The organism is Allobosea robiniae, assembly GCF_900102525.1.
GTDB classification, from domain to species: domain Bacteria; phylum Pseudomonadota; class Alphaproteobacteria; order Rhizobiales; family Beijerinckiaceae; genus Allobosea; species Allobosea robiniae.
In genome coordinates this window covers 234,756-257,376 of the sequence record NZ_FNBZ01000008.1, presented here as the reverse complement: position 1 = coordinate 257,376, position 22,621 = coordinate 234,756, and the positions used below count along the sequence as shown (strand labels likewise).

Sequence of the window (22,621 nt, the reverse complement as noted above, 5' to 3'; positions counted from 1 at the left end):
CGATCAGTTGATGTTCACCATCGGTGCCTTGACGACGAGCATGCCGTCGCTCTTCACCTCGGTCAGCGCCTGGCTATGGATCGTGATGGTCGGCGATTTGATCTCGATGCTGCCGGGCGTCATCTTGATCGTGCTTCCGCCGACCTTCAGATTGATCTCCGTCAGCGCTTCGATGTCGAGCTTGCCGTTCTGGACGTCGAGCTTGTCGTCGCCCTTCTTGAGCGTGGTCTCGCGCGAATAGCCGCCGCCGTCGTAGCGCTCGCCGATATCGCGGGTCTCGATGTTGTTGACCGTGATCTTGTGATCCTTCTCGGTCCTGATCTCCAGGACCTCCTGATCCTTGCGGTCCTCGAACTTGATCTCGTTATAGGTGTCGGAAAAGCCGGCTCCATCCGTCGATTCCGACTTGAGGCCGGACTGCGTCTTGTTCGCCGGCAGTTCATAGGGCGGCTTGTGCTGGTCGTTGACGACGGCGCCGACGACCAGCGGCAGGTCCGGATTGCCCTCGATATATTCGACGATCACCTCCTGGCCGATGCGCGGGATGATCTGCCCGCCCCAGCCCTTGCCGGCCCACATCTGCGCGACGCGGGTGCGGCAGGAGGTCGAGCTATCCTCGCGGTCCCAATGGAAGCGCAGCCAGATGCGGCCGTATTCGTCGACGTCGATATCGCCTTCCTCGCCCTTGTTCTTCTCGCCGACGACCTTGGCGGTATGCGGCCCGTAGACGGTGGGGCGGGGCGTCGCGATCGGCGCACGGAAGCGCTTGTCGCTTTTCTGGAGCTCGTAGGAGCCGTGATAGAGCGCCTCGTCCCGGCGCCCCGACGAGCGATAGCTCTGGATGCCGAAGGCATGGGTCGCGCGGACGACGACATATTCGCTGTTCTCGGCGCCGGTCGGGTGGTCGGAGAGCTTCATCAGCGCGCCGGGATAGAGGCTCGCGGCATCGCCGGCGGCATAGCGGCGTTCGTCTTGCGCCTGCTCGGCCTGCGCCATCACGCGGGCGAAATGCTCGCCCTGGTCACGCTTGGTGTAGGCCGCCGGATAGTCATAGGCCTCGTAGGACTTGGCCTTGGGAAAGCCTTCCTCGGCGCGGGCGGTGAGATCGGACTCGGATTTCTCGAAATCATAGTCCTTGAGCTCGAACTTGCCGGTGCGCAGGCGGCGGATCGTCGACCAGCTCGTCAGATGCTCGACGGCGCTGCGCGGGAAGCGGCTGCCCTGCGGAACGAAGGCGTAAGCCGAGGCATCGCCCTGGAAGCTCGGCTCGGCCGCCGCCTGGACCTGGTCATGGGCGGAGCGGGAATCGCAGAGGACCAGCTTGTGGTCGCCGTCGCTGTGCTTGAAATAGTAGTAGATGCCGTACTGCTCCATCAGCCGCAGCACGAAATCGAGGTCGGTCTCGCGATACTGGACGCAGTAGTCGATCGGCTGGAGCGTCTCGCTGGTGCGGTCGTCGAAGCTCGCCGAGCCTTCTTTCTTGAAAATCTCCTTGATGATGTCGAGGGCGGTCTTGTTCTTGAAGATCCGGCAATCCGCCCGCTGCGAGAGCAGCCAGAGCCACGGCTTGAGCGTGAAGCGGTAGATGTAGAGATCATCCTGCTTGCCGAGCCATTGCGCATCGACCAGCGTGCCGTTCAGCACACGCTCGTTCTTGTTCTTGAGCGTGAATTTGATCGAGCATTTCTCGCTCATGATACTTTGCAGGTCAGCGTTGTCGGTCTTGCTGGCTGTTTCGATATTATAAGTGAACAATTCGCTCAAAGCCTCGCTGGCTTCGAACTTGATAAGTGTAAATTCGTCTTTTCCCGTCGGCGTTGAGAAAGACGCAGTTCTTTGATCTTGCCCAAGAGCAGAAGACATCAACTGAACCTTTCGATTCGCGCTTTTATTTTTATCTTGACGTAGGTGATTTCTGGAGTCATCCTTCCATCCCTAAGTCCTTATCTGCCAGACGGCGAAACTCAGCGGGAGTGTTCCCATGCGCAAGCAGCCCGGCTTCACTGCCTTTGTCGCTCTGACCGGCGCTATGGTTCTGTCCATGGCGAACGGGGCCGGGGCGCAGACCTACAAGGCCGATGACATCGTCAAGCATTTCGGGCCGGGCATCGCGCCCAAGCCCGGCATCTCGCGGGGGCTGTGCGTCGGCACGGAAGCCGAATGCGCCAGGGCCGGGCAGGTGGTCGAGCCGGCCAAGCCGGTCAGCGCCTTCGATCTCGTCGTGAAGTTCAAATACAATTCCGACGAGCTGGAGCCCGAGGCCAAGCTCAATCTCGACGAGTTCGCCAAGGCGCTGAAGACGCCGCAGCTCTCGCAGCGGACCTTCATGGTCGAAGGCCATACCGACGCCGCCGGGAGTGCCTCCTACAATCTCAACCTGTCGCAGCGCCGGGCGCAGGCCGTCGTCCGTTATCTCGGCGGGCACGGGGTGAATGCCGCCAAGCTGGTGGCCAAGGGCTACGGGCAGAGCAAGCCTATCGCGGCCGATCCCTTGTCCGGCGACAACCGCCGGGTCGAGACCCGCCTGCGCGGCGAATAAAACACGATACGGAACGGCCGCGGCGATCCCGGCCGTGACCGGGCCGCCGCTCCTGTGAGCGGGGAAAGCGATGGCGGGCCTGAATTTCGCCGACCTGACGAAACCGGTTTCGGCTGACGAGCCCTGCGGCCCGGATCTCGAGGACGATCCCGATTTCATGAACGCCACGGCGCGGCTCGAGGTCGCGCTGCCGGTCTCGTATTTCCGCCGTGACGACGACGGGCGCCAGATCGCCTTCGATCGGGCGAACATCGAGTTTCCGCCGGCCTTTGCCGAGCTCGGCAAGCTGCTGGAGCGTTCGCGCGACCTCAGGATCCTCGTGCTCGCGGCCAAGCTCACGATCCTCAACCGCGACGTGCCGGGATTCACCGCCAGCCTGTCAGCCATGGCCGATCTCCTCGGCAGCTACTGGGAGGAGGTGCATCCCAGGGCGATGGACGGCGATTTCGTGATGCGCGAGGTCGCCCTGCAGGGGCTCGACGAGCTGGCGACAGTGGTCCTGCCGCTGCAGCACGCGCCGCTCTTCGTCAGTCGGCGGATCGGACCGTTCATGTTCCGCAGCCAGCTCGTTGCGAGCGGCGAGACGAAGCTTGTCGACGGCGAGCAGCATCCCGATGCCGGAACGATCCAGGCGGTGCTGGGCGAGGTCGAAGCGGACGACCTCGTCGCGATTCTCGGCCAAGTGAATGCCGGGCGCGACGCGCTCACGCGCCTGCGGACGATCTGGCTGGAGAAGGTCGGTGTCGATCATCCCCTCGGCTTTCCGCGCCTGGCGACGCTGCTGGACCAGATCGCCGCCTTTCTCGACGCCGCGGTCGTACGGCGTGTCCCGGGCCATCAGGCGTCGGGGCCGGAGCCCGTGGCGGCCGGCCCGCAAGGGTCGGCAGCAAACACCGCAACCTTCGGTCCTGGCAGCGTTTCGAGCATCCTTCATGTGGAGGATACGCTGGGAGCCTGCCTCGGCTACTTTCGCAGAACCGAGCCTTCGAGCCCGGCCGTCCTGCTGATCGGGCAGGCGCAGCAGCTGATCGGAAAGTCGTTGATCGAGGTCATCCAGATCATGTTCCCCGACCAGGTCGACAAGGCGGTCTTCGAGATCGGCGACCAGCGCCGGTTCCGGTTGCCGCTGGAGCGCCTGCCGGTGCCGGACGGCACCGAAGCGGAGAGCGAATACGAAGCGGGGGACGGCTACGACAGCGATGCCGAAGCCGGTGAGGATGTTTCCGAGGCAGGTGGCGACGGGGAGAGCGTGACGGAGGCGGCCGAGGCCGTTGCCACGCCGAACCCGGTGCCGTCCGCGATCGTGATCGGCAGCCGCGCGGATGCGGTCGGCGCGATGAAGGCGGTCGCCGCCTTCTACCGCCAGGTCGAGCCCTCGCACCCGACGCCGCTCCTGATGGACAAGGCCTGTGCTCTGGCGCAGCATGATTTCATGTCGCTTCTCGGCAGCATCCTGCCAGATGTCGTGCCGGTTCCGGAGGCTGACAGCTAGGGAAGTTTTTCGTCATTGCCTTGAACCTCCCGTCACAGTCGCGAGACTATATCGATGACGGGTGAAAACGGATAGGATGTCACGTTACGTCGGCGTGGCACGAATGCAGAGGGGCACGTCACATGGCCGGAGATTCTGGACAGAAGTTCATCCGCCGCAACAGGCCGCCTCGGGTGCATATCACCTACGAGGACCCCTACAATGCGGAGCAGAAGGTCGAGCTGCCCTTCGTCATGGGCGTGATGGCCGATCTGTCGGGCAACGCCTCGGCGATCGAGAAGCCGGAGATCTCGCAGCGCAAGTTCCTCGACTTCGACATGGATAATTTCGATCAGCGCATGGCCGCGATCGAGCCGGCCGTGTCCTTCAACGTGTCCAACAAGCTCGGCGAGGATAGCAGTGAGAAGCTCTCGGTGGCGTTGAAGTTCTCGAAGTTCGAGGATTTCAGCCCGGCCGCCATCGCCCGCCAGATCCCGGCGACGGCGAAGCTGCTGGAGGCGCGCGAGCAGCTCGCCAACCTGCTGCGCTACATGGACGGCAAGATGGCCGCCAGCGACCAGATCAAGGCGCTGCTGGCCGATCCCCAGCTGATGGCGGCGCTGAAGGACCAGCTCGGCAAGGGCGAACCTTCGGAAGACAAGACGGCGAACTGAGGGCAGGGCGCGGGCTCAGCCCCCGGGGAGCTGCGCGAAGGAGCGGGAGCCGCTCTTTCACAGGAGCGATGCTCCGGATTGTGTGAAGCGATCCCGTCCGCATCAGGTGGGATCGGGGGCCTGCAGGCGGTTAAGCGAGCGAGGCGGCAATGGCAGCGGAAGCACAAACCCAACAGCCCGGCGGGGCAGCAGTCGAAACGCGCGAGATCGACGATTTCTCGGCGATCCTGAAACAGAGTTTCAAGCCCAAGACCGAGCGTGCGGCGACCGAAGTCGAGAATGCGGTCGCGACCCTGGTCAACCAGGCGCTGGCGGACCAGACCCTGATCAAGGGCGACGTCATCGACACCATCGAGGAGATGATCGCCCGGCTCGACGCCAAGCTGACCGAGCAGATGAACGCGGTGCTGCACGCACCGGAGTTCCAGAAGATCGAAAGCGCCTGGCGCGGCCTCAACTACCTCGTCTTCAATTCCGAGACGGACGCGCAGTTGAAGATCAAGGTGATGAACGTCTCGAAGGGCGAGCTCTACCGCAATCTCAAGACCTATCCCGGCGCGCGCTGGGACCAGAGCCCGCTGTTCAAGCAGGTCTACGAGCAGGAATTCGGCCAGCTCGGCGGCCAGCCCTTCGGCTGCCTGGTCGGCGACTATCATTTCAGCCATGTCCCGACCGACGTACAGCTCCTGCGCGATCTGTCGAAGGTGGCGGCGGCGGCGCATGCGCCTTTCTTCGCAGGGGCCGAGCCGACCCTGATGGGCATGGATGCCTGGACCGAGCTGTCCAATCCGCGCGATCTCAGCAAGGTCTTCGACACGCCCGACTATGCGGCCTGGAAGGGCCTGCGCGACGCGGCCGATTCCCGTTATGTGGGCCTGTGCCTGCCGCGGGTGCTGTCTCGGGTGCCGTATGGCGCCAAGTCCGAGCCGGTCGAGGAGTTCGCCTTCGAGGAGGATACCGACGGGCACAAGGGCGAGAACTACGCCTGGATGAACGCGGCCTATGCGATGGCGGTCAACGTCAACCGCGCGTTCAAGGAATATGGCTGGTGCACACGCATCCGCGGCGTCCAGTCGGGCGGCGAGGTCCTGAACCTGCCGACCCATACCTTCCCGACGGATGACGGCGGCATCGACCTGAAATGCCCGACCGAGATCGCGATCAGCGACCGGCGCGAGGCGGAGCTGGCGAAATCCGGCCTGATCCCGCTGATCCATCGCAAGAACACCGACAAGGCCGCCTTCATCGGCGCCCAGTCGCTCTACAAGCCGAAGGCCTATTCGGGGCCGGACGGCGTCGCGGCCACCGCGTCGGACAACCTGTCCTCGCGGCTGCCCTACATGTTCGCAGTCTCGCGCTTCGCGCACTACCTGAAGTGCATGGTTCGCGACAAGATCGGCTCCTACAAGGAAAAGGAGCCGCTGCGCCGCTGGCTGCAGGAGTGGATCACCGACTATGTCGATGGCGATCCGGTCAATTCCAGCGAAGAAACGAAGGCGCGGCGCCCGCTCTCCGATGCGCGCATCGACGTTTTCGAGGACGAGGAGAACCCCGGCTACTACTCGGCCAAGTTCTATCTGCGGCCGCACTTCCAGCTCGAAGGCATGGATATCGGTCTGAGCCTGGTCTCGCGACTGCCAGCTCCCAAGCAGTGACCGTCACCTGAATACCAGGTGACGGCGACAACGAGAATCTTCGACGCGCCGACCGCTTGAGGGCGGCGCGACAGGAGAAGTGCGTCCACAGCGGGCCCGCATCCGCGAGCCCACAGCAATCCTACTCTGGAGGTAAAAATGGCTAGCGACTTCCTGCTCGAGATCGACGGCATCAAGGGCGAAAGCAAGGATTCCAAGCACAAGGACACGATCGAGGTCGATTCATTCTCCTGGGGCATCAGCAATGCGGGCTCGCATGCGTCCAACGCCGGCGGCGGCGCCGGCAAGGCGAGCTTCCAGGACATCCACTTCACCTGCTCGGTCGGCAAGGCCTCGACGAACCTGGCGCTGTCCTGCGCCGGCGGCAAGCACATCAAGAAAGCGGTGCTCTTCGTCCGCAAGCAGGGCGAGACGCAGCAGGACTATTACGTGCTGACGCTGGAGGACCTGATCGTGTCGAGCTACCAATCCGGCGACGCCGCCGGCGGCTCCAGCATTCCGACCGACCAGTTCTCGCTGAACTACGCCAAGATCAAATACGAGTACAAGGCGCAGAAGGCCGATGGTTCGCTCGAGGCGCCGAGCACCATGACCTGGGACATCAAGACCCACACCAAGTGAGTTGAAGATCACCGGCTCCGGCATTCGCCGGGGCCGGTGCCTTGCCGACGGTGCGATAGGCCATGGCAGATCCGATCTCGAAGAAGCGGCTGCGGCCGCCTTTGATGTTCGCATTCCGGGAGGCGCATCTTGAAAAGGATGCGAGGATCGCGCTCGACCTTCGGGACGAGGGCGGCGAACGCGTGATCGCCCCGCGCCGCGCCGCGCCGCGAGCCGCGATCACCGAACAGAAGCTGCGCCGCGAGATCGCGCTGGATCTCGACGCGCTGGTCAACACCATCAATCTGGGCTCGTCCCTCGATCTCTCCGAGCTGGAGCATGTGCGTCGCTCGGTGCTCAACCACGGCTTCCCAGACATGACGCGGCTGTCGATCGACGAGCATCGCGTCGATGCCATCCGGGACGATCTGGCCAATGTGCTGGTCGGTTACGAGCCGCGCCTGATCCGCAAGTCGGTCGTCGTCGAGCGCGACGACACGCTGGACCCGGCCGAGCTCAAGATTCGCTTCCTCGTGCGCGCCGACTTGAATTGCGAACCGCTCAATATTCCGGTCCAATTCGTCGCCGATCTCGAGCTCGACACCGGCAAGATCGCCATCAAGGGCCGATGACGATGAACCAGGAGTTTCTCGATCTCTACAACCAGGAACTCCGGCTCTTCATGGAGCACAGCAAGGAGTTCGCGGAGGAGTATCCGGGCATCGCCGAGCGGCTCGGCGGGCTCGCCGGCGAGCGCATGGACCCGATGGTCGGCGGCCTGCTGGAAGGCGCGGCCTTTCTCGCCGCCCGCGTCCAGCTCAAGCTCCGGCACGAGTTTCCCGAGTTCACCAACAACCTGATCGAGCAGCTTCTGCCGAACTATCTCGCGCCGACGCCCTCGGCGCTGCTGGCCGGCGTGGTGCCGACCTATTCCGATCCGGCCCTGCGCGAGGGCGTGAGGATCGCGCGCGGCTCCTATATCGACGCGACCTATCTGGAGCGCGAGCGCCGGGTGGCCTGCCGCTACCGGCTGGGTGGTGACGTCACGCTCTGGCCCTTCGAGATCACGGGGGCCGAATACATTCCGGCGCCGGGACCGCTGCAGGCGCTGGGCCTGCGCACCGGGCCGCGGGCGCTATCGGGCCTACGCATCTCCCTGAACCATCGGGTCATGGCTGACCCCGAACAGGAGCCTTCTGCGGCGCAGGCGCTGAAGAATCCGGCGAGCTGGTTTGCGGGTTGCCGCACCCGCGATCTGCCCTTCCATCTGCTCGGGGGCGAGGGTGACGCCGTCGCGCTCTACGAGCAGTTGTTCTCGAACTGCATCGGCATCCATTTCCGCCATCTCGACGCGTTCGGTGATCCGGTGGTGACGCCGGGCGACGGCTGCCGGCTCGAACAGATCGGTTTCGACGAGGACGAGGCGCTGCTGCCGGCCGATACCCGCGTCTTCCGCGGCTTCGACCTGTTGCGCGAACTCTTCTGGTTCCCGCGCAAATTCCTCGGCTTCCGGCTGGAAGGGCTCAGCCGCATCATGCCGAAGCTCCAGGCCAAGGCGGTCGACGTGATCTTCGTCTTCGACGAGGTCAATACGCGGCTTCCGGGCGCCGTCCGCAAGGAGATGTTCGCGCTCTATGCGGCGCCGGCGATCAACCTGTTCGAGAAGACGACGGATCGCATCCCGGTCAAGACGAACCAGCACGAATTCCATGTCGTGCCGGACCGCAGCCGCGCGCTCGACTATGAGCCGCACAGCATCCTCTCGGTCCATGCGCATTATGCCGGCGGGCGCGAGAAGCAGCCGGTCCACCCGCTTTATTCCTCGCCGGAAGGGGCCTCGCCGACGCAAGGGCTGCACTATACGCAGCGGCGCCTGCCGCGGCGCCGTTCTTCGGCCGAGCGCCGGCAGGGCAAGGCTTCCGATTATACGGGCACGGAGATGTTCATCTCGCTGGTCGAGCCGGCGGGCGTCACCGACACCGCTTCGGTGGCGGAGCTCAGCGTGCGCGCGCTCTGCTCCAACCGGCACCTGACCGAGCATTTGCCGACCGGTCAGGGTGGCGCCGATTTCCGCCTGATCGACAATGTCTCGCTCGACATCGCCTGCCTCGCCGGGCCGACGCCGCCGCGCGAACCGGTCGTTTCCCAGCTCAAGCTGCGCTCGGAGACCGCGAGCACCGGGGTCGTGACCTGGCGGCTGGTCAACCTGATCAGCCTGAACCATCTCGGCCTCGTCCAGCGCGGAGCCGGGGAGAACGGCGAGGCGCTGCGCGAACTGCTCTCGCTCTTCGCGGATCTCGCCGACAGCGCCACCGAGCGGCGCATCCGCGGCATCAAGAGCGTCGACAGCCGCGCCGTCGTGCGCCGTTTCCCGCAGCGGGCGGGGACCGGTGCGGCACGCGGGCTTGAGATCACGGTGCTGCTCGACGAGAAGGCGTTCGAGGGCTCCGGCGTCTTCCTGCTCGGGGCGGTGCTTGACCGCTTCTTCGCGGAATACGCGGCGATGAACCATTTCACCCAGACGGTGATCCGCACCGTCGAGCGTGGCGAGGTGATGCGCTTTCCGCCGCGCGCCGGTGCGAGGCGCATCCTGTGAGCGAGGACGCCGCCACCCCGCTGGAAAAGGCGCCGAACTACCAGGTGCAGCTCGAGGCCGAGCCCTGGCGCTTCGATTTCTACGCGGTGATGCGCCGGCTGGAGCGCAGCTTTCCCGACCGGCCGCGCGTGGGCGACGTCGCCTCGCGGCGCGACGAATATGTCGCGCTGGGCGAGCAGCCTTATCTCGACTTCCCGGCATCGAGCCTGGCCGAGGCTGGTCGCGATGGGCAGGGGCGGCTGCGGCTCTTCGTCAAGTTCCTCGGCCTGCTCGGACCGCAAGGGCCGTTGCCGCTGGCGACGACCGAGGAAAGCTACCACTGGACGCTGGTGCGCGACGACGCCTTCCCACGCTTCCTCGACATCTTCAACCACCGCTTCCTGCAGCTCTTCTATCGCGCCTGGGCCGATTCACGCCCGATAGCCCAGCATGACCGGCCCGATCTCGACCGGTTCGCCGCCTATATCGGCAGCATGATCGGGATGGGCTCGAAGCCCTATCTCAAGCGCGACAGCGTGCCCGATGCCGAAAAGCTCGCCCATGCCGGGCTGATCGGCGCGCAGGCGAAATCGGCCTCGCGGCTGCGGCGCTTTCTGGCCGGCTTGTTCAAAACGGAAGTCGAGATCGAGCAGTTCACCGGCATGTGGCTGGTCTTCGACCCGGCCGACCGGACGCGGCTCGGCGGCTCGCATTGCTCGCTCGGCAGCGACGCGCTGCTTGGCGGCAGCGTCTACAGCGTCGAGGACAAGTTCCGGGTCAAGATCATCGCTGCCGACCTCCAACAGTTCGAGCGCTTCCTGCCGAACGGCGACCGCTGCGAGCCCCTGGCGGATGTAGTGTTCTTCCATCTCGGCGAGCAGTTCGAATGGGATGTCGAGCTCGCCTTGCCGGTCGGCGAGGTCAAGCCGGTCCGGCTCGGCCAGTCCGGCCATCTCGGCTGGACGAGCTGGATGGCACCGAACTGGGATGTCGAGGAGGGCGCCCTGCGCCGCGACGCCCGCTTCCATCCCGCCGAAAGCCTGCGCCTGAAACGAAGCCGCACTGCCGCCACCGGACATTGAAGGGGACGATCATGGCCGATATCAGCCTCGAAGCCGTCACAGGCAAGCTCAACCGGGTCGGCTACGACACCTTCCTGCAGGCGCTCCGGCAGGCGAAGGGGGCGGGCAACCGCAATGTCGAGCTGGCGCATTGGCTGCTCCAGATCCTGCAGGGCACCAGCAACGACCTGACCCTGACCGCCGATCACTACAAGCTGGACCGCGCCAGGATGTTGATGGAGCTCGGCAGCGTGGTCGAGGGCTTCCGCCGCAACGAGACGGAGATGCCGGGCATCGCCAACCACATCGTCGATATCCTCGACCGTGGCTGGCATTACGCCACCTTGTTCTTCGGCGAGACGCAGATCAGGACCGGCCATCTTCTGGTCGCGGCGTTGAAATCGACCGAATTGCGCCGCGTGCTGACGGGCCTTTCCAAGGAGTTCTCCAAGATCCCGGTCGAGGAGCTGGCCGCAGGCTACGGCAAGATATGGGAAAGCTCGGAAGAAGAGAACCTGCGGCCGATGGACGGTTCGGGCCTGCGCGCGGCGGGAACGCCCGGCGCCGAGCAGGCCGAGGGGGCGAAGGGCACGACCGCGCTCGACCGCTTCTCGCAGGACCTCACCGTCAAGGCCCGCTCCGGCACGATGGACCCGATCCTCGGCCGCGACGACGAAATCCGGCAGGTCATCGACGTGCTGATGCGCCGGCGCCAGAACAACCCGATCCTCACGGGCGAGGCCGGCGTCGGCAAGACCGCCATCGCCGAGGGCTTCGCCCAGCGCGTCGCGGCGGGCGACGTGCCGCCGCCGCTCAAGGGCGTGCGCGTCTGCGCGCTCGATATCGGCCTGATGCAGGCCGGTGCCTCGATGAAGGGCGAGTTCGAGCAGCGGCTGCGCTCGGTGATCGACGAGGTGCAGTCCTCGCCGACGCCGGTGATCCTGTTCATCGACGAGGCGCATACTCTGATCGGCGCCGGTGGGCAGGCCGGCACGGGCGATGCTGCGAACCTGCTGAAGCCGGCGCTGGCGCGCGGCACGCTGCGCACGATCGCCGCGACGACATGGTCGGAATATCGCCAGTATTTCGAGAAGGATCCGGCGCTGACCCGGCGCTTCCAGCCGGTGCAGGTCGACGAACCCGACGTGGCGCGCTGCTGCACGATGCTGCGCGGCCTGATCGGCCCGATGGAAAAGCACCACAAGGTCCGCATCTCGGACGCGGCCATCGTTGCGGCGGTCTCGCTCTCCTCGCGCTACATCCCGGCCCGCCAGCTCCCCGACAAGGCGGTGAGCCTGCTCGATACCGCCTGCGCCCGCGTCGCCATCAGCCAGAACGCAACGCCGGCCGCGATCGAGGATGCGCGCGTCGCGATTTCCTCGCTGGAGCAGGAGAAGGCCGCGCTGACGGCGGATGCCGATCTGGGCACCGATGCCACCAAGCGGCTCAGTGAGATCGCGGGGGAGATGGCGGAGAAGCAGGAGAAGCTTGCGGCACTCGAAGGCGCCTGGGCGGGCGAGCTCGCCATCGTCGAGGAGATCAAGGCGCTGCGTGCCAAGCTCGGCGAAAAGGCGCCGGGCGGCGAGGCGCAGGCTAACGCCGCCCAGCACGAGGCGAATGAGAATGTCGCGCCTGCACCGGCCGAAGGGGAGGCTCCCGCTCCGGAGACGGCAGCCGGTCCCGAGGATGCCCGCGCGGTCCTCAACGCCAAATTCGCGATGCTCGGCGAGATCGATCCGGCCAACCGGATGATCTATGCCCATGTCGACGAGCAGTCGGTGGCCTCGGTCGTCTCGGACTGGACCGGCATCCCGGTCGGCCGGATGGTCAAGGACGAGATTGAGACCGTGCTCAACCTCGCGGAGACGCTGAACAAGCGCGTCGTCGGGCAGGGCCACGGCATCGGCATGATCGCCAAGCGCATCGAGACCAACCGCGCCAGGCTCGACAATCCCAACAAGCCGATCGGCGTGTTCATGCTCTGTGGCCCCTCGGGCGTCGGCAAGACCGAGACGGCGCTGGCGCTCGCGGAATCGCTCTATGGCGGCGAACAGAACGTCATCACCATCAACATGAGCGAGTTCCAGGAGGCGCATACCGTCTCGACGCTCAAGGGCGCGCCTCCCGGCTATGTCGGCTATGGCGAGGGCGGGCGCCTGACTGAGGCTGTCAGGCGCAAGCCTTATTCGGTGGTGCTGCTCGACGAGGTCGAGAAGGCGCATCCCGATGTGCATGAGCTGTTCTTCCAGGTCTTCGACAAGGGCCAGATGGAGGACGGCACCGGCCGGCGCATCGACTTCAAGAACACGCTGATCATCCTGACTTCGAATGTCGGCACCGACGAGATCATGAGCATGTCGGCGAACGGCGCGGCAAAGCCCGATCCGGAGGCGATGGCGGTGAGCCTGCGTCCGGCGCTGCTCAAAGTCTTCCCCCCGGCGCTGATCGGGCGGCTCGTGACCATCCCCTATTACCCGCTGTCCTCGGATATGCTGGCCGGGATCGTGCGGCTCCAGCTCGGGCGCATCGGCAAGCGGCTCAGCGAGAACCACAAGGCGGCCTTCGTCTATGACGACGCGGTGGTCGAGCACATCGTCGGGCAGTGCAACGATCCGGATTCGGGCGGGCGCATGATCGACAACATCATCACCAACTCGATGCTGCCGGCGCTCTCGCGGGCGATCCTCAACCTGCAACTGGAGAAGAAGCCGCTGACCGAGGCGAAGGTCTCGGTCGAGGAGGGCCAGTTCGCCTATCAGGTGGCGTGAGCTGACGCTCAGGCCTGCTGCATGAAGTCGTCGAGCGCCTCGCTCTCGGCTTTCGACAGTCGCAGGCCGAGCTTGCCGCGGCGCCAGAGCACGTCCTGCGCCCGGCGCGCCCATTCAGCCTTCATCAGATAGCGAACCTCGCGTTCGTAGAGATCGGCACCGAAATGCCGGCCGAGATTGGCGAGGCTCTTCGCGTCGCCGAGGATGTCGCGAGCGCGGGTGCCGTAGGCGCGGGCGAGCCGCGTCGCGCTGCGGCGTTCCAGCCAGGGATAGGTGGCTGCGATCTCACCGACCAGCTTGTCGAAACTGCCAACCGGGAAATCGCCGCCGGGCAGGGCGCCGGTCACCGTCCATTCGGCGCGGGCGGCCCAGGGCGCGAGCGGCGCGAGCTTCGCGATCGCGGCCTCGGCGAGGCGACGATAGGTCGTGATCTTGCCGCCGAAGACGGAGAGCAGCGGTGCCTCGCCTTCGGGCGCGTCGAGCGTCAGCACGTAATCGCGCGTCGCCTCCTGCGCTTTGGAGGCGCCGTCGTCATAGAGCGGGCGCACGCCCGAATAGGTCCAGACCACCGATTCCGGCGTGACGGGCTGGCGGAAATACTCGCTCGCCGCGGCGCAGAGATAGGCGATCTCGTCCGGCGTCGCGACGACTTCGGCGGGGTCGCCGTGATAGTCGCGGTCGGTCGTGCCGATCAGCGTGAAATCCTGCTCGTAGGGGATGGCGAAGATGATGCGCCCGTCGGCGTTCTGGAAGATGTAGCAGCGGTCGTGCTCGTAGAGCCGGGGCACGACGATATGGCTGCCCTGCACCATGCGAACGCCGGCCTTGGCATTGGTGTGGATGACGCCGTTCAGGACCTCGCCGACCCAGGGGCCGGCGGCGTTGACGAGCGTGCGCGCCCAGATCGTCTGCCGGCCTTCGGGGCCGTCTGTCTCAAGTTGCCAGAGGCCGTTCTCGCGCCGCGCAGCGGTGACGCGGGTGCGGGTGTGGATCGCGGCGCCGCGCACGGCGGCGTCCATCGCGTTCAGCACGACGAGGCGGGCATCCTCGACCCAGCAATCGGAATATTCGAAGGCCTTGGCCTGGTCGTCCTTCAGCGGCTTGCCGACCGCATCATGGGCGAGGTCGAGCGTGCGCGTCGCGGGCAGGAGCTTGCGGCCGCCGATATGGTCGTAGAGGAACAGGCCGAGCCGGAGCAGCCAGGCCGGGCGCAGGCCCTTGTGATGCGGTAGCACGAAGCGCAGCGGGCGGATGATATGCGGCGCGATGGCCCAGAGCCGCTCGCGCTCCATCAGCGCCTCGCGCACCAGCCGGAACTTGTAGTGCTCGAGATAGCGCAGGCCGCCATGGATCAGCTTGGTCGAGCGCGAGGAGGTGGCGCTGGCGAGATCGTCCTTCTCGAACAGCACGAGGGAGGCACCGCGCCCGGCCGCATCGCGGGCGATGCCGCAGCCATTGATGCCGCCACCGATGACGGCGAGGTCGTAAGGCGTGGCGGGGTCGGTGCCGAAGCCGGCTAAGGGCGGGGTCGTTTCGGAAGCCATGCGCATCTTCTGGAAGGCTGGAAAGGCTGATCGGGGACGCCATCCAATCCCGGCTGGGGCGGCGCCACAAGCCCGCTCCTGCGGTCAATTCAGGGATGATGTCAATTCGAGTGGCTTGACGCGACGGGCGCGAGGCCGGAACAGGGCATCCGGGCAGGGCATAGCGGCAGGATGAGCCAGTCGGACGATCAAGCGCGCGGGAAGCCGTTCCCGGAACGGGTCGAGGCGACCTTCCGCACGGCACTGGAACTCGCCGGCGCCGCGATCCTGGCGGCGCTGTTCCTCGTGGTCATGGCGGCCGTCCTGCAGCGTTATCTCTTCGGTGGTGGCTTCGTCTGGTCGGACGAGCTCGCGATCTGGCTGCATCTGGCGCTGATCGCGGTCGGCGCGCCGCTTGCGGTCACTGGAACGCTGGCGATGCGGCTCGATGTGCTGGTGCGACTGTTGCCGGCGCTGCTGCGCAGGCTCGCCGCCGTGCTCGCCGATGCGATCGCCTTTCATGGCGCGTTGGTGCTGGCGGCCGGCGGGGCGAATGTCGCCGCGCTCGTCGGCGGGCATTCCACCGTGCTCGATCTGCCGGAATCCTTGCGCTTCGCCGTCTTCGCCTGCGGCGGCGGGCTGACGATGCTGGCGTTGTTCCTGCGTGCCGGGATCGAGAGAGGCTGGGCCGGCGCGCTCGCGGCGCTCGCGCTCGGCGGCAGCTTCTACGGGCTGGCGCAGCTCTCCTTCGATCTCTTTCCGACGCCGAGCCTCGTCGCTGCGCTGGTCGCGGGGGCGGGGCTCCTGCTCGGTGCGCCATTGCCCTTTGCGCTGCTGGCCGGCGTCTCGCTGACGGGGCCGTTCGGCGGGCTGATGCCGGAGCCGGCGATCGTGCAGACGATGGTCGGCGGCGTCGGCAAGTTCCTGCTGCTGGCGATTCCCTTCTTCCTGCTGGCCGGCGAACTCCTGACCGCGGGCGGGCTGGCCGAGCGGCTGATCCGCTTCTCCGCGACGCTGGTCGGACATTGGCGGGCGGGGCTGGCGCAGACCGCTCTGGTCGCGAGCGTGCTGTTCTCCGGCGCCTCCGGCTCTTCGGTAGCCAATGCCGCCTTCGGGGCCAAGGTGATGGCGCCGACACTGGTGGCGCGGGGTTATCCGCCGGCCAATGCGGCGGCGATCGTCGCGGGCGTCTCGATGCTCGACAACATCATCCCGCCCTCGATCGCCTTCCTGATCCTGGCGAGCGCGACCAATCTCTCGGTCGGCTCGCTATTGGTCGGCGGTTTCGTCGCCGGCGGTGTCTTGGCGCTGGCGCTCGCGATCGGCATCCATCTCAGCGTTCGTGGCGTCGTCGATGCCGCGCCGAAGGCCAGCGCGGCCGAGCGGGGCAGGGCGCTGATCGGCGCCATTCCCGCCATCGGGCTCGGCATCGTCGTGGTCGTCGGCATCCGCTTTGGCGTGGTGACGGTGACGGAGGCCTCGGCGCTCGCTGTCGCCTATGCCGTGATCGCCTGCCTCGCGCTGCGCAGCCTGAACGCGCATGGCGTGCTGGCGGCCCTACGGAAATCGGCGACCGAGGCTGCGGCGATCGGCTTGCTGATCGGCGCTTCCGCGCCTTTCGCCTTCCTGCTCGCGGTCGACCGGGTCTCCGAGCAGATGGCCGGGCTCGTCACCGCGTTCGGTGCCGGTCCCTATGCGGTGATGCTGCTCGCCAATCTCGTGCTGCTGGTCGCCGGGCTCTTCCTCGATATCGGCGCGGCGATCCTGCTGCTGGCGCCGCTGCTCCTGCCGGTCGCGGTGGCAGCGGGGCTCGATCCGATCCAGTTCGGCGTGGTGCTGGTCGTCAACCTGATGATCCATGGGTTGACGCCGCCGCTGGGCATTCTCGTCTATGTCGTCAGTGGCATCATGAGGGTACCGGCGGGAGCGGTTTTCCGGGCGGTGCTGCCGCTGCTTGGTGTGCTGCTGGCCGCCCTCATGGTGCTGTCGCTGGGCATGGCTGCGTGGCCCGCGCTTGCGCCGGGGCTCAAGGCGCTGTTCTGATGCGCCTTCCTTCGCCCGGCGCCCGCGCCGTTCCACCGCCTACGCCGTGAGCCGGCCCGGATTTCGATATGATCTTCACCGACATCGCGACGCGGACCTATAACCACGGCTGGCGGCTCGACCCGATCATCCGCAGCCTGCTCGACACCGATTTCTACAAGCTGCTGATGCTGCAGATGATCCGGGCTTTCCACCCGGAGGTGCAGGTCACCTTCTCCCTGATCAACCGCTCCAAGCATATCCGCCTCGGCGACATCGTCGACGAGGGCGAGCTCAGGGCGCAGCTCGACCATGCCCGCTCGCTGCGCTTCACCAAGAACGAGCTGATCTGGCTGTCCGGCAACAGCTTCTACGGCAAGACCCAGATGTTCTCGCCGGAGTTCATGGGCTGGCTCGCCGAGTTCCAGTTGCCTGAATACGATCTGCGCAAGGTCGACGGTCAGTACGAACTGCATTTCGAGGGGCCCTGGACCCACACGACGATGTGGGAGGTGCCGGCGCTGGCGATCATCAACGAGCTCAGGGCGCGGCGCGTGATGGTCGGCCAGAAGCGTTTCTCGCTGGACGTGCTCTATGCCCGCGCCAAGGCCAAGATGTGGGACAAGGTCGAGCGGCTGCAGAAGCTGCCGAATCTCAAGCTCTCCGATTTCGGCACGCGCCGCCGCCATGGCCATCTCTGGCAGCGCTGGTGCGTCGAGGCCTTGAAGGAAGGCTTGGGCTCGGCCTTCACCGGCACCTCGAACGTGCTGCTGGCGATGGATGCCGATCTCGAGGCGATCGGGACCAACGCCCATGAATTGCCGATGGTGCTGGCAGCGCTGGCCGAAACGGATGAGGAATTGCTGGGCGCGCCCTATCGCGTGCTCGACGAGTGGCGCCAGGTCTATGGCGGCAACCTCTTGATCGCGCTGCCGGACGCCTTCGGCTCGCAGAGCTTCCTGCGGCATGCGCCGGACTGGGTCGCCGAATGGACCGGCTTCCGCCCCGACAGCGCACCGCCGATCCCGGCCGGCGAGACCATCATGGCCTGGTGGCGCGAGCGCGGGCGCGACCCGCGCGACAAGATGCTGGTCTTCTCCGACGGGCTCGATGTCGAGGCGATCGAGCGCGTCTACCATCATTTCGACGGCAAGGTCCGCATGGCCTTCGGCTGGGGTACCGACCTCACCAACGATCTCGTCGGCTGCTCGCCGGATGGCTCGCGCGCGCTCGATCCGATCTCGCTGGTCTGCAAGGTCACCAGGGCGAACGGCAGGCCCGCGGTGAAGCTCTCTGACAATCCCGAGAAGGTCTCCGGCGATCCGCAAGCCGTGAAGCGCTACCGGCGGGTGTTTGGGAGCTGATATCGGGCTCTGACGCTACCGCCTTGCATCCCCGCTCAAAAACCCCTAATGCGACCCCCGTTTCTGGGCCCGAAGGGCCGCCTTCGAGGACAAGGGTGTCATGGCCAAAGAGAAATTTGCGCGCAACAAGCCGCACTGCAACATTGGAACGATTGGTCACGTTGACCATGGCAAGACGTCTTTGACGGCTGCGATCACGAAGGTGCTTGCGGAGTCGGGCGGCGCGTCGTTCACGGCGTATGACCAGATCGACAAGGCTCCGGAAGAGAAGGCCCGCGGCATCACGATCTCGACCGCTCACGTCGAGTACGAGACCCCGGCGCGTCACTACGCCCACGTCGACTGCCCCGGCCACGCCGACTACGTGAAGAACATGATCACGGGTGCGGCGCAGATGGACGGCGCGATCCTGGTGGTTTCGGCCGCCGACGGCCCGATGCCGCAGACCCGCGAGCACATCCTGCTGGCGCGCCAGGTCGGCGTTCCCGCGCTGGTGGTGTTCATGAACAAGGTCGATCTCGTCGACGACGCCGAGCTGCTCGAGCTGGTCGAGATGGAGATCCGCGAGCTTCTGTCGAAGTACGACTTCCCGGGCGACGACATCCCGATCACCAAGGGCTCGGCGAAGGCTGCGCTGGACAACGTCACGCCGGAGATCGGTCATGACGCGGTGATCGCGCTGATGAAGACGGTGGACGACTACATCCCGCAGCCGGAGCGCCCGATCGACCAGCCGTTCCTGATGCCGGTCGAGGACGTGTTCTCGATCTCGGGCCGTGGCACGGTGGTGACCGGCCGCGTCGAGCGCGGCATCGTCAAGGTCGGCGAGGAAATCGAGATCGTCGGCCTGAAGGACACCGTGAAGACGACGGTGACGGGCGTCGAGATGTTCCGCAAGCTGCTCGACCAGGGCCAGGCCGGCGACAACATCGGCGCGCTGCTGCGCGGCACGAAGCGTGAGGACGTCGAGCGCGGGCAGATCCTGTGCAAGCCGGGCTCTGTCAAGCCGCACACGAAGTTCAAGGCCGAGGCCTACATCCTGACGAAGGAAGAGGGTGGCCGTCACACGCCGTTCTTCACCAACTACCGCCCGCAGTTCTACTTCCGCACGACGGACGTGACCGGCGTGGTCTCGCTGCCGGAAGGCACGGAGATGGTGATGCCGGGCGACAACATCTCGATGGAGGTGACGCTGATCGCCCCGATCGCGATGGAAGAGAAGCTGCGCTTCGCCATCCGCGAAGGCGGCCGCACCGTCGGCGCCGGCGTCGTCGCATCGATCATCGCCTGATCGATTGCACGCAAAGTGATTTGGGAAAGGGCGGTGGCGACACCGCCCTTTTTCTTTTGCTTCTGTCTGGTCGCGCCCATGCCTTGCACGCAAGGGCGGCTCCAGCCGCTTGGGCTGCGCGGGCTTGCCGTTCCGTGCTCTCAATGGCTGGGAGAGAGCGGGCCAGCCGCTCCCGTCGCGGAGGAGCCAGCCCATGTCATTCAAGCCGCCGTTTCCGGGTATCCATTCGATCGTCTTCGCTCTGTTCGACGAGCACGAGCGGCTCGACCGGGCGGCGATGCGCAAGCAGGCGCAGATCAGCCTCGATCTCGACGTGCAGGGCATGGCGGCGCTCGGGCTCGCGACCGAAGTCTCCAAGCTCAGCTTCACCGAGCGCTGCACCGTGATGGAGTGGATGGCGGAGGATGTGGCGGGCAGGAAGCCGCTCGCCTTCACGATCTTCGGCTCCTCGGTGGCCGAGCAGGTCGCGCTGGTGAAGGTCGCGGAGCAGAACGGCGCCGACTGGGTGATTCTCCAGCCGCCGATGGTCGGCAGCTTCGGCGCCGCCGAATATATCAGTTTCTTCGGACGCATCGCCGAGACGACGACGCTCCCTGTCGCGATCCAGAATGCTCCGGCCTATATGGGCCGCGGCCTGTCGGCCGAGGATATCCGCGAGCTGACGCGGCGCTATCCGAATATCAGCCTGATCAAGGGCGAGGGCTCGGTCGTGGAGATCGAGCGGCTGATCGCGGTGACCGAAGGCCACCTGCCGATTCTCAACGGGCGGGGCGGGCTGGAGCTCATCGACAATTTCCGCGCGGGCTGCGCCGGGATGATCCTGGCGCCGGACACGATCGACTACGCACTGCGCGCCTATAACCGCTACAAGGCCGGCGACGAGGCGGGGGCGGATGCCGCCTATCGCGAGGTTTTGCCGGCGATCACCTTCATCATGCAGTCGATCGAGACGCTGCTCTGCTATGGCAAGCGCATCTTCGGCGCACGCGCCGACATCCAGATCCATGATCGCGGCCCGGCGCTGCGGCCGACCGAATTCGGCCTGAAGCTGGTCGAGCGCTACGCGCGCGAGCTCGGCCCCTACAGCAAATGAGGATGATCAACGATTTCGACTTGAAATGCACCGCGCCTTGGGGCACATGACGCCCACCTGCAGGGGTATAGCTCAGTTGGTAGAGCGGCGGTCTCCAAAACCGCAGGTCGCGGGTTCGAGCCCTGCTGCCCCTGCCAGTCGTCCCGCTGGCGACGTCTAGCCCGGATGCCCAAGCAGGTTGGCGAGGCATCCATGACCCAGAACATCTACGACGACGAGACCTTCTTCGCGGGCTACAGCCAGCTAGCGCGTTCCGTCCATGGATTGGACGGCGCGCCGGAATGGCCGGTGCTCTGCGCGATGCTGCCGGAGTTGGTCGGCAGGAGCGTGCTCGATCTCGGCTGCGGCTTCGGCTGGTTCAGCCGCTTCGCGGCGGGCGAGGGCGCTGCGAGCGTGCTCGGCGTCGACGTCTCCGCGAAGATGCTGGAGCGGGCGCGCCGCGAGACGGATGATTCCCGCGTCGCCTACGAGCGCGCCGACCTCGAAGATTACGCGCCGCCGGTCGATGCCTTCGACCTCGCCTATAGCTCGCTCGCCTACCACTATATCGACGATCTCGCCGGGCTGTACGGGCGCGTGCATGCGGCACTGAAGCCGGGCGGCGCGTTGGTCTGCTCGGTCGAGCATCCGATCATGACGGCGCCCGTGCGGCAGGAATGGCTGGTCGATGCCGATGGCCGCGCGGCCTGGCCGGTCAACGGCTACCATGACGAGGGCAGGCGGGTCAGCAACTGGCTGGCGGAAGGCGTGGTCAAGCGCCATCGCACCATCGCGACCTATCTCGACCTGCTGCTGGGGGCCGGCTTTCGGCTGGACAAGCTGGTCGAATGGGCGCCGAGCCCGGAGCAGGTCGCGAACGAGCCGGGCTGGGTGAAGGAGCGTGAACGGCCCTTCTTCCTCCTCATCGCTGCGAGCCGGGCCTGAGCGGGGCTAGCCGAAAGGGTCTTGGCTAAAGGCCTCAAGCGATGTAAGAGGCTTGCAACGACGGCGCGCGACCCTCCCCGGGTTCCGCGCCGCGAATGTTTCAGGACGGCCGAATCGGCGTCGCGCGGGATCGCGGGCCGGCTCGGAACCCGAGGTGGTTCATGGCGAAATCCAATCCCTTCCAGTTCCTGCAGGACGTGCGCTCGGAGGCGACCAAGGTCACCTGGCCGTCGCGCCGCGAGACGCTGATCACCACGGGCCTCGTGCTCGCCATGGTGGTCCTGTCCAGCCTGTTCTTCCTCTTCACCGACACCGTCATCCGCTGGGTGCTCGGCCTCGTCCTCGGCGCCCGTTGAACGGAATTACGAACGTGAGCACCCGCTGGTATATCGTCCACGCCTATTCGAACTTCGAGAACAAGGTCGCCCAGTCGATCCGCGACCAGGCCGCGCAGCGCAACCTTGCCGACAAGTTCGAAGAGGTTCTGGTTCCGACCGAGAAGGTCGTCGAGGTTCGCCGCGGCCGCAAGGTCGAGGCCGAGCGCAAGTTCTTCCCCGGCTATGTGCTGGTGAAGTGCGAGATGACCGACGAGGTCTACCACCTCATCAAGAACACGCCGAAGGTCACCGGCTTCCTGGGCGCCGACAAGGCCAAGCCCATGCCGATCCCCGAGAGCGAGGCGATGCGGATCAAGGGCCAGGTGGCCGAGGGCGTCGAGCGGCCGAAGCCGACGATCGTTTTCGAGGTCGGCGAGCAGGTCAAGGTCGCGGACGGGCCGTTCGCTTCGTTCAACGGCGTCGTCGAGGATGTCGATCACGCCCGTGCCCGCCTCAAGGTCGCGGTCTCGATCTTCGGTCGTGCGACCCCCGTGGAACTCGAATACGGTCAGGTCGAGAAGCTCTGATCCTGATCGGGAAGCCTTTCGGGGCTTCCCTTCGGCGCCGCCCTGTGTCATAGGGCGCGCCTCAACCGCGTGGGAGGCGTGCCGGTCGCCAGCCGGATCACAGGCGCCGCACCACGCACTGCAACCACCCCGGCCCCGATGAAGAGCATCGGCAGGC

At 66.0% G+C, this 22,621-nt stretch carries 18 protein-coding genes and 1 tRNA gene; 17 read left to right on the top strand and 2 right to left on the bottom strand.

All coding sequences use genetic code 11. The features are described 5' to 3' along the window. Positions 1 to 3: 3 nt before the first annotated feature. Positions 4 to 1,863 (bottom strand): type VI secretion system Vgr family protein, encoded by a 1,860-nt coding sequence (locus tag BLQ70_RS21995; protein WP_091861333.1) that lies wholly within the window; start codon positions 1,861 to 1,863, stop codon positions 4 to 6. A gap of 118 nt (positions 1,864 to 1,981) precedes the next feature. Here BLQ70_RS21995 and BLQ70_RS21990 point away from each other — a divergent pair, with 118 nt between their 5' ends. From BLQ70_RS21990 to tssH, 9 genes are all read left to right on the top strand, one after another. Then, on the top strand, positions 1,982 to 2,539 hold the full coding sequence (locus tag BLQ70_RS21990) for an OmpA family protein (protein WP_091861329.1): 558 nt from the start codon (positions 1,982 to 1,984) through the stop codon (positions 2,537 to 2,539). A gap of 70 nt (positions 2,540 to 2,609) precedes the next feature. Further along, positions 2,610 to 4,031: a type VI secretion system protein TssA gene (locus BLQ70_RS21985; protein WP_091861327.1), complete on the top strand. Its 1,422-nt coding sequence runs from the start codon at positions 2,610 to 2,612 to the stop codon at positions 4,029 to 4,031. Positions 4,032 to 4,153: 122 nt separating this feature from the next. Further along, positions 4,154 to 4,684 carry a type VI secretion system contractile sheath small subunit gene (gene tssB / locus BLQ70_RS21980; protein ID WP_082617389.1) on the top strand — a complete coding sequence of 177 codons (531 nt, stop codon included), beginning with the start codon at positions 4,154 to 4,156 and terminating at the stop codon, positions 4,682 to 4,684. Positions 4,685 to 4,833: 149 nt separating this feature from the next. Then, the gene (gene tssC / locus BLQ70_RS21975) at positions 4,834 to 6,339 is read left to right on the top strand and encodes a type VI secretion system contractile sheath large subunit (protein ID WP_061967218.1); all 1,506 of its coding nucleotides are present in this window, start codon (positions 4,834 to 4,836) and stop codon (positions 6,337 to 6,339) included. A gap of 138 nt (positions 6,340 to 6,477) precedes the next feature. Beyond that, positions 6,478 to 6,960, top strand: a complete 483-nt coding sequence (locus tag BLQ70_RS21970; RefSeq protein WP_061967219.1) for an Hcp family type VI secretion system effector — start codon at positions 6,478 to 6,480, stop codon at positions 6,958 to 6,960. Between the two features lie 62 nt (positions 6,961 to 7,022). Continuing rightward, a complete protein-coding gene (locus BLQ70_RS21965) occupies positions 7,023 to 7,571 on the top strand; it encodes a type VI secretion system baseplate subunit TssE (protein WP_244512119.1) in 549 nt (182 codons plus the stop codon). A 2-nt stretch (positions 7,572 to 7,573) separates the two neighbouring features. Further along, complete coding sequence (gene tssF, locus BLQ70_RS21960; RefSeq protein WP_091861325.1) at positions 7,574 to 9,535, top strand: type VI secretion system baseplate subunit TssF; 1,962 nt, start codon at positions 7,574 to 7,576, stop codon at positions 9,533 to 9,535. Further along, positions 9,532 to 10,596 (top strand): type VI secretion system baseplate subunit TssG, encoded by a 1,065-nt coding sequence (gene tssG, locus BLQ70_RS21955; protein ID WP_425284626.1) that lies wholly within the window; start codon positions 9,532 to 9,534, stop codon positions 10,594 to 10,596. The genes tssF and tssG overlap by 4 nt, the downstream gene beginning before the upstream one ends. Before the next feature lie 11 nt (positions 10,597 to 10,607). Continuing rightward, positions 10,608 to 13,343, top strand: coding sequence for a type VI secretion system ATPase TssH (tssH, locus tag BLQ70_RS21950; protein ID WP_091861322.1), 2,736 nt, complete (start codon positions 10,608 to 10,610; stop codon positions 13,341 to 13,343). An 8-nt stretch (positions 13,344 to 13,351) separates the two neighbouring features. On the opposite strand, the gene glpD is transcribed toward tssH, so the two are convergent. Continuing rightward, on the bottom strand, positions 13,352 to 14,887 hold the full coding sequence (glpD, locus tag BLQ70_RS21945; protein WP_091861320.1) for a glycerol-3-phosphate dehydrogenase: 1,536 nt from the start codon (positions 14,885 to 14,887) through the stop codon (positions 13,352 to 13,354). A 171-nt stretch (positions 14,888 to 15,058) separates the two neighbouring features. Between glpD and BLQ70_RS21940 the strand changes: the two genes are divergently transcribed. The 8 genes from BLQ70_RS21940 to nusG all read left to right on the top strand — a co-directional run bounded on the left by BLQ70_RS21940 (position 15,059) and on the right by nusG (position 22,464). Further along, on the top strand, positions 15,059 to 16,909 hold the full coding sequence (locus BLQ70_RS21940) for a TRAP transporter large permease subunit (protein WP_091861317.1): 1,851 nt from the start codon (positions 15,059 to 15,061) through the stop codon (positions 16,907 to 16,909). 68 nt (positions 16,910 to 16,977) lie between these two features. Continuing rightward, on the top strand, positions 16,978 to 18,252 hold the full coding sequence (gene pncB / locus BLQ70_RS21935) for a nicotinate phosphoribosyltransferase (protein ID WP_091861314.1): 1,275 nt from the start codon (positions 16,978 to 16,980) through the stop codon (positions 18,250 to 18,252). 100 nt (positions 18,253 to 18,352) lie between these two features. Beyond that, positions 18,353 to 19,543, top strand: a complete 1,191-nt coding sequence (gene tuf / locus BLQ70_RS21930; RefSeq protein ID WP_091861302.1) for an elongation factor Tu — start codon at positions 18,353 to 18,355, stop codon at positions 19,541 to 19,543. A 193-nt stretch (positions 19,544 to 19,736) separates the two neighbouring features. Further along, positions 19,737 to 20,636, top strand: coding sequence for a dihydrodipicolinate synthase family protein (locus tag BLQ70_RS21925; RefSeq protein ID WP_091861311.1), 900 nt, complete (start codon positions 19,737 to 19,739; stop codon positions 20,634 to 20,636). Positions 20,637 to 20,697: 61 nt separating this feature from the next. Further along, positions 20,698 to 20,773, top strand: a tRNA-Trp gene (locus tag BLQ70_RS21920). Positions 20,774 to 20,828: 55 nt separating this feature from the next. Then, positions 20,829 to 21,560, top strand: coding sequence for a class I SAM-dependent methyltransferase (locus BLQ70_RS21915; protein WP_091861308.1), 732 nt, complete (start codon positions 20,829 to 20,831; stop codon positions 21,558 to 21,560). 161 nt (positions 21,561 to 21,721) lie between these two features. After that, positions 21,722 to 21,916 carry a preprotein translocase subunit SecE gene (gene secE / locus BLQ70_RS21910; RefSeq protein ID WP_061966725.1) on the top strand — a complete coding sequence of 65 codons (195 nt, stop codon included), beginning with the start codon at positions 21,722 to 21,724 and terminating at the stop codon, positions 21,914 to 21,916. A gap of 14 nt (positions 21,917 to 21,930) precedes the next feature. After that, positions 21,931 to 22,464, top strand: a complete 534-nt coding sequence (nusG, locus tag BLQ70_RS21905; RefSeq protein ID WP_061966724.1) for a transcription termination/antitermination protein NusG — start codon at positions 21,931 to 21,933, stop codon at positions 22,462 to 22,464. The last annotated feature ends 157 nt before the right edge of the window (positions 22,465 to 22,621 follow it).

What these genes read in the sequence shown, in the direction of transcription:
- BLQ70_RS21995 (WP_091861333.1), bottom strand. Translation starts at nt 1,863, where the DNA reads ATGTCTTCTGCTCTTGGGCAAGATCAAAGAACTGCGTCTTTCTCAACG.
- BLQ70_RS21990 (WP_091861329.1), top strand. Translation starts at nt 1,982, where the DNA reads ATGCGCAAGCAGCCCGGCTTCACTGCCTTTGTCGCTCTGACCGGCGCT.
- BLQ70_RS21985 (WP_091861327.1), top strand. Translation starts at nt 2,610, where the DNA reads ATGGCGGGCCTGAATTTCGCCGACCTGACGAAACCGGTTTCGGCTGAC.
- tssB (WP_082617389.1), top strand. Translation starts at nt 4,154, where the DNA reads ATGGCCGGAGATTCTGGACAGAAGTTCATCCGCCGCAACAGGCCGCCT.
- tssC (WP_061967218.1), top strand. Translation starts at nt 4,834, where the DNA reads ATGGCAGCGGAAGCACAAACCCAACAGCCCGGCGGGGCAGCAGTCGAA.
- BLQ70_RS21970 (WP_061967219.1), top strand. Translation starts at nt 6,478, where the DNA reads ATGGCTAGCGACTTCCTGCTCGAGATCGACGGCATCAAGGGCGAAAGC.
- BLQ70_RS21965 (WP_244512119.1), top strand. Translation starts at nt 7,023, where the DNA reads ATGGCAGATCCGATCTCGAAGAAGCGGCTGCGGCCGCCTTTGATGTTC.
- tssF (WP_091861325.1), top strand. Translation starts at nt 7,574, where the DNA reads ATGAACCAGGAGTTTCTCGATCTCTACAACCAGGAACTCCGGCTCTTC.
- tssH (WP_091861322.1), top strand. Translation starts at nt 10,608, where the DNA reads ATGGCCGATATCAGCCTCGAAGCCGTCACAGGCAAGCTCAACCGGGTC.
- glpD (WP_091861320.1), bottom strand. Translation starts at nt 14,887, where the DNA reads ATGGCTTCCGAAACGACCCCGCCCTTAGCCGGCTTCGGCACCGACCCC.
- BLQ70_RS21940 (WP_091861317.1), top strand. Translation starts at nt 15,059, where the DNA reads ATGAGCCAGTCGGACGATCAAGCGCGCGGGAAGCCGTTCCCGGAACGG.
- pncB (WP_091861314.1), top strand. Translation starts at nt 16,978, where the DNA reads ATGATCTTCACCGACATCGCGACGCGGACCTATAACCACGGCTGGCGG.
- tuf (WP_091861302.1), top strand. Translation starts at nt 18,353, where the DNA reads ATGGCCAAAGAGAAATTTGCGCGCAACAAGCCGCACTGCAACATTGGA.
- BLQ70_RS21925 (WP_091861311.1), top strand. Translation starts at nt 19,737, where the DNA reads ATGTCATTCAAGCCGCCGTTTCCGGGTATCCATTCGATCGTCTTCGCT.
- BLQ70_RS21915 (WP_091861308.1), top strand. Translation starts at nt 20,829, where the DNA reads ATGACCCAGAACATCTACGACGACGAGACCTTCTTCGCGGGCTACAGC.
- secE (WP_061966725.1), top strand. Translation starts at nt 21,722, where the DNA reads ATGGCGAAATCCAATCCCTTCCAGTTCCTGCAGGACGTGCGCTCGGAG.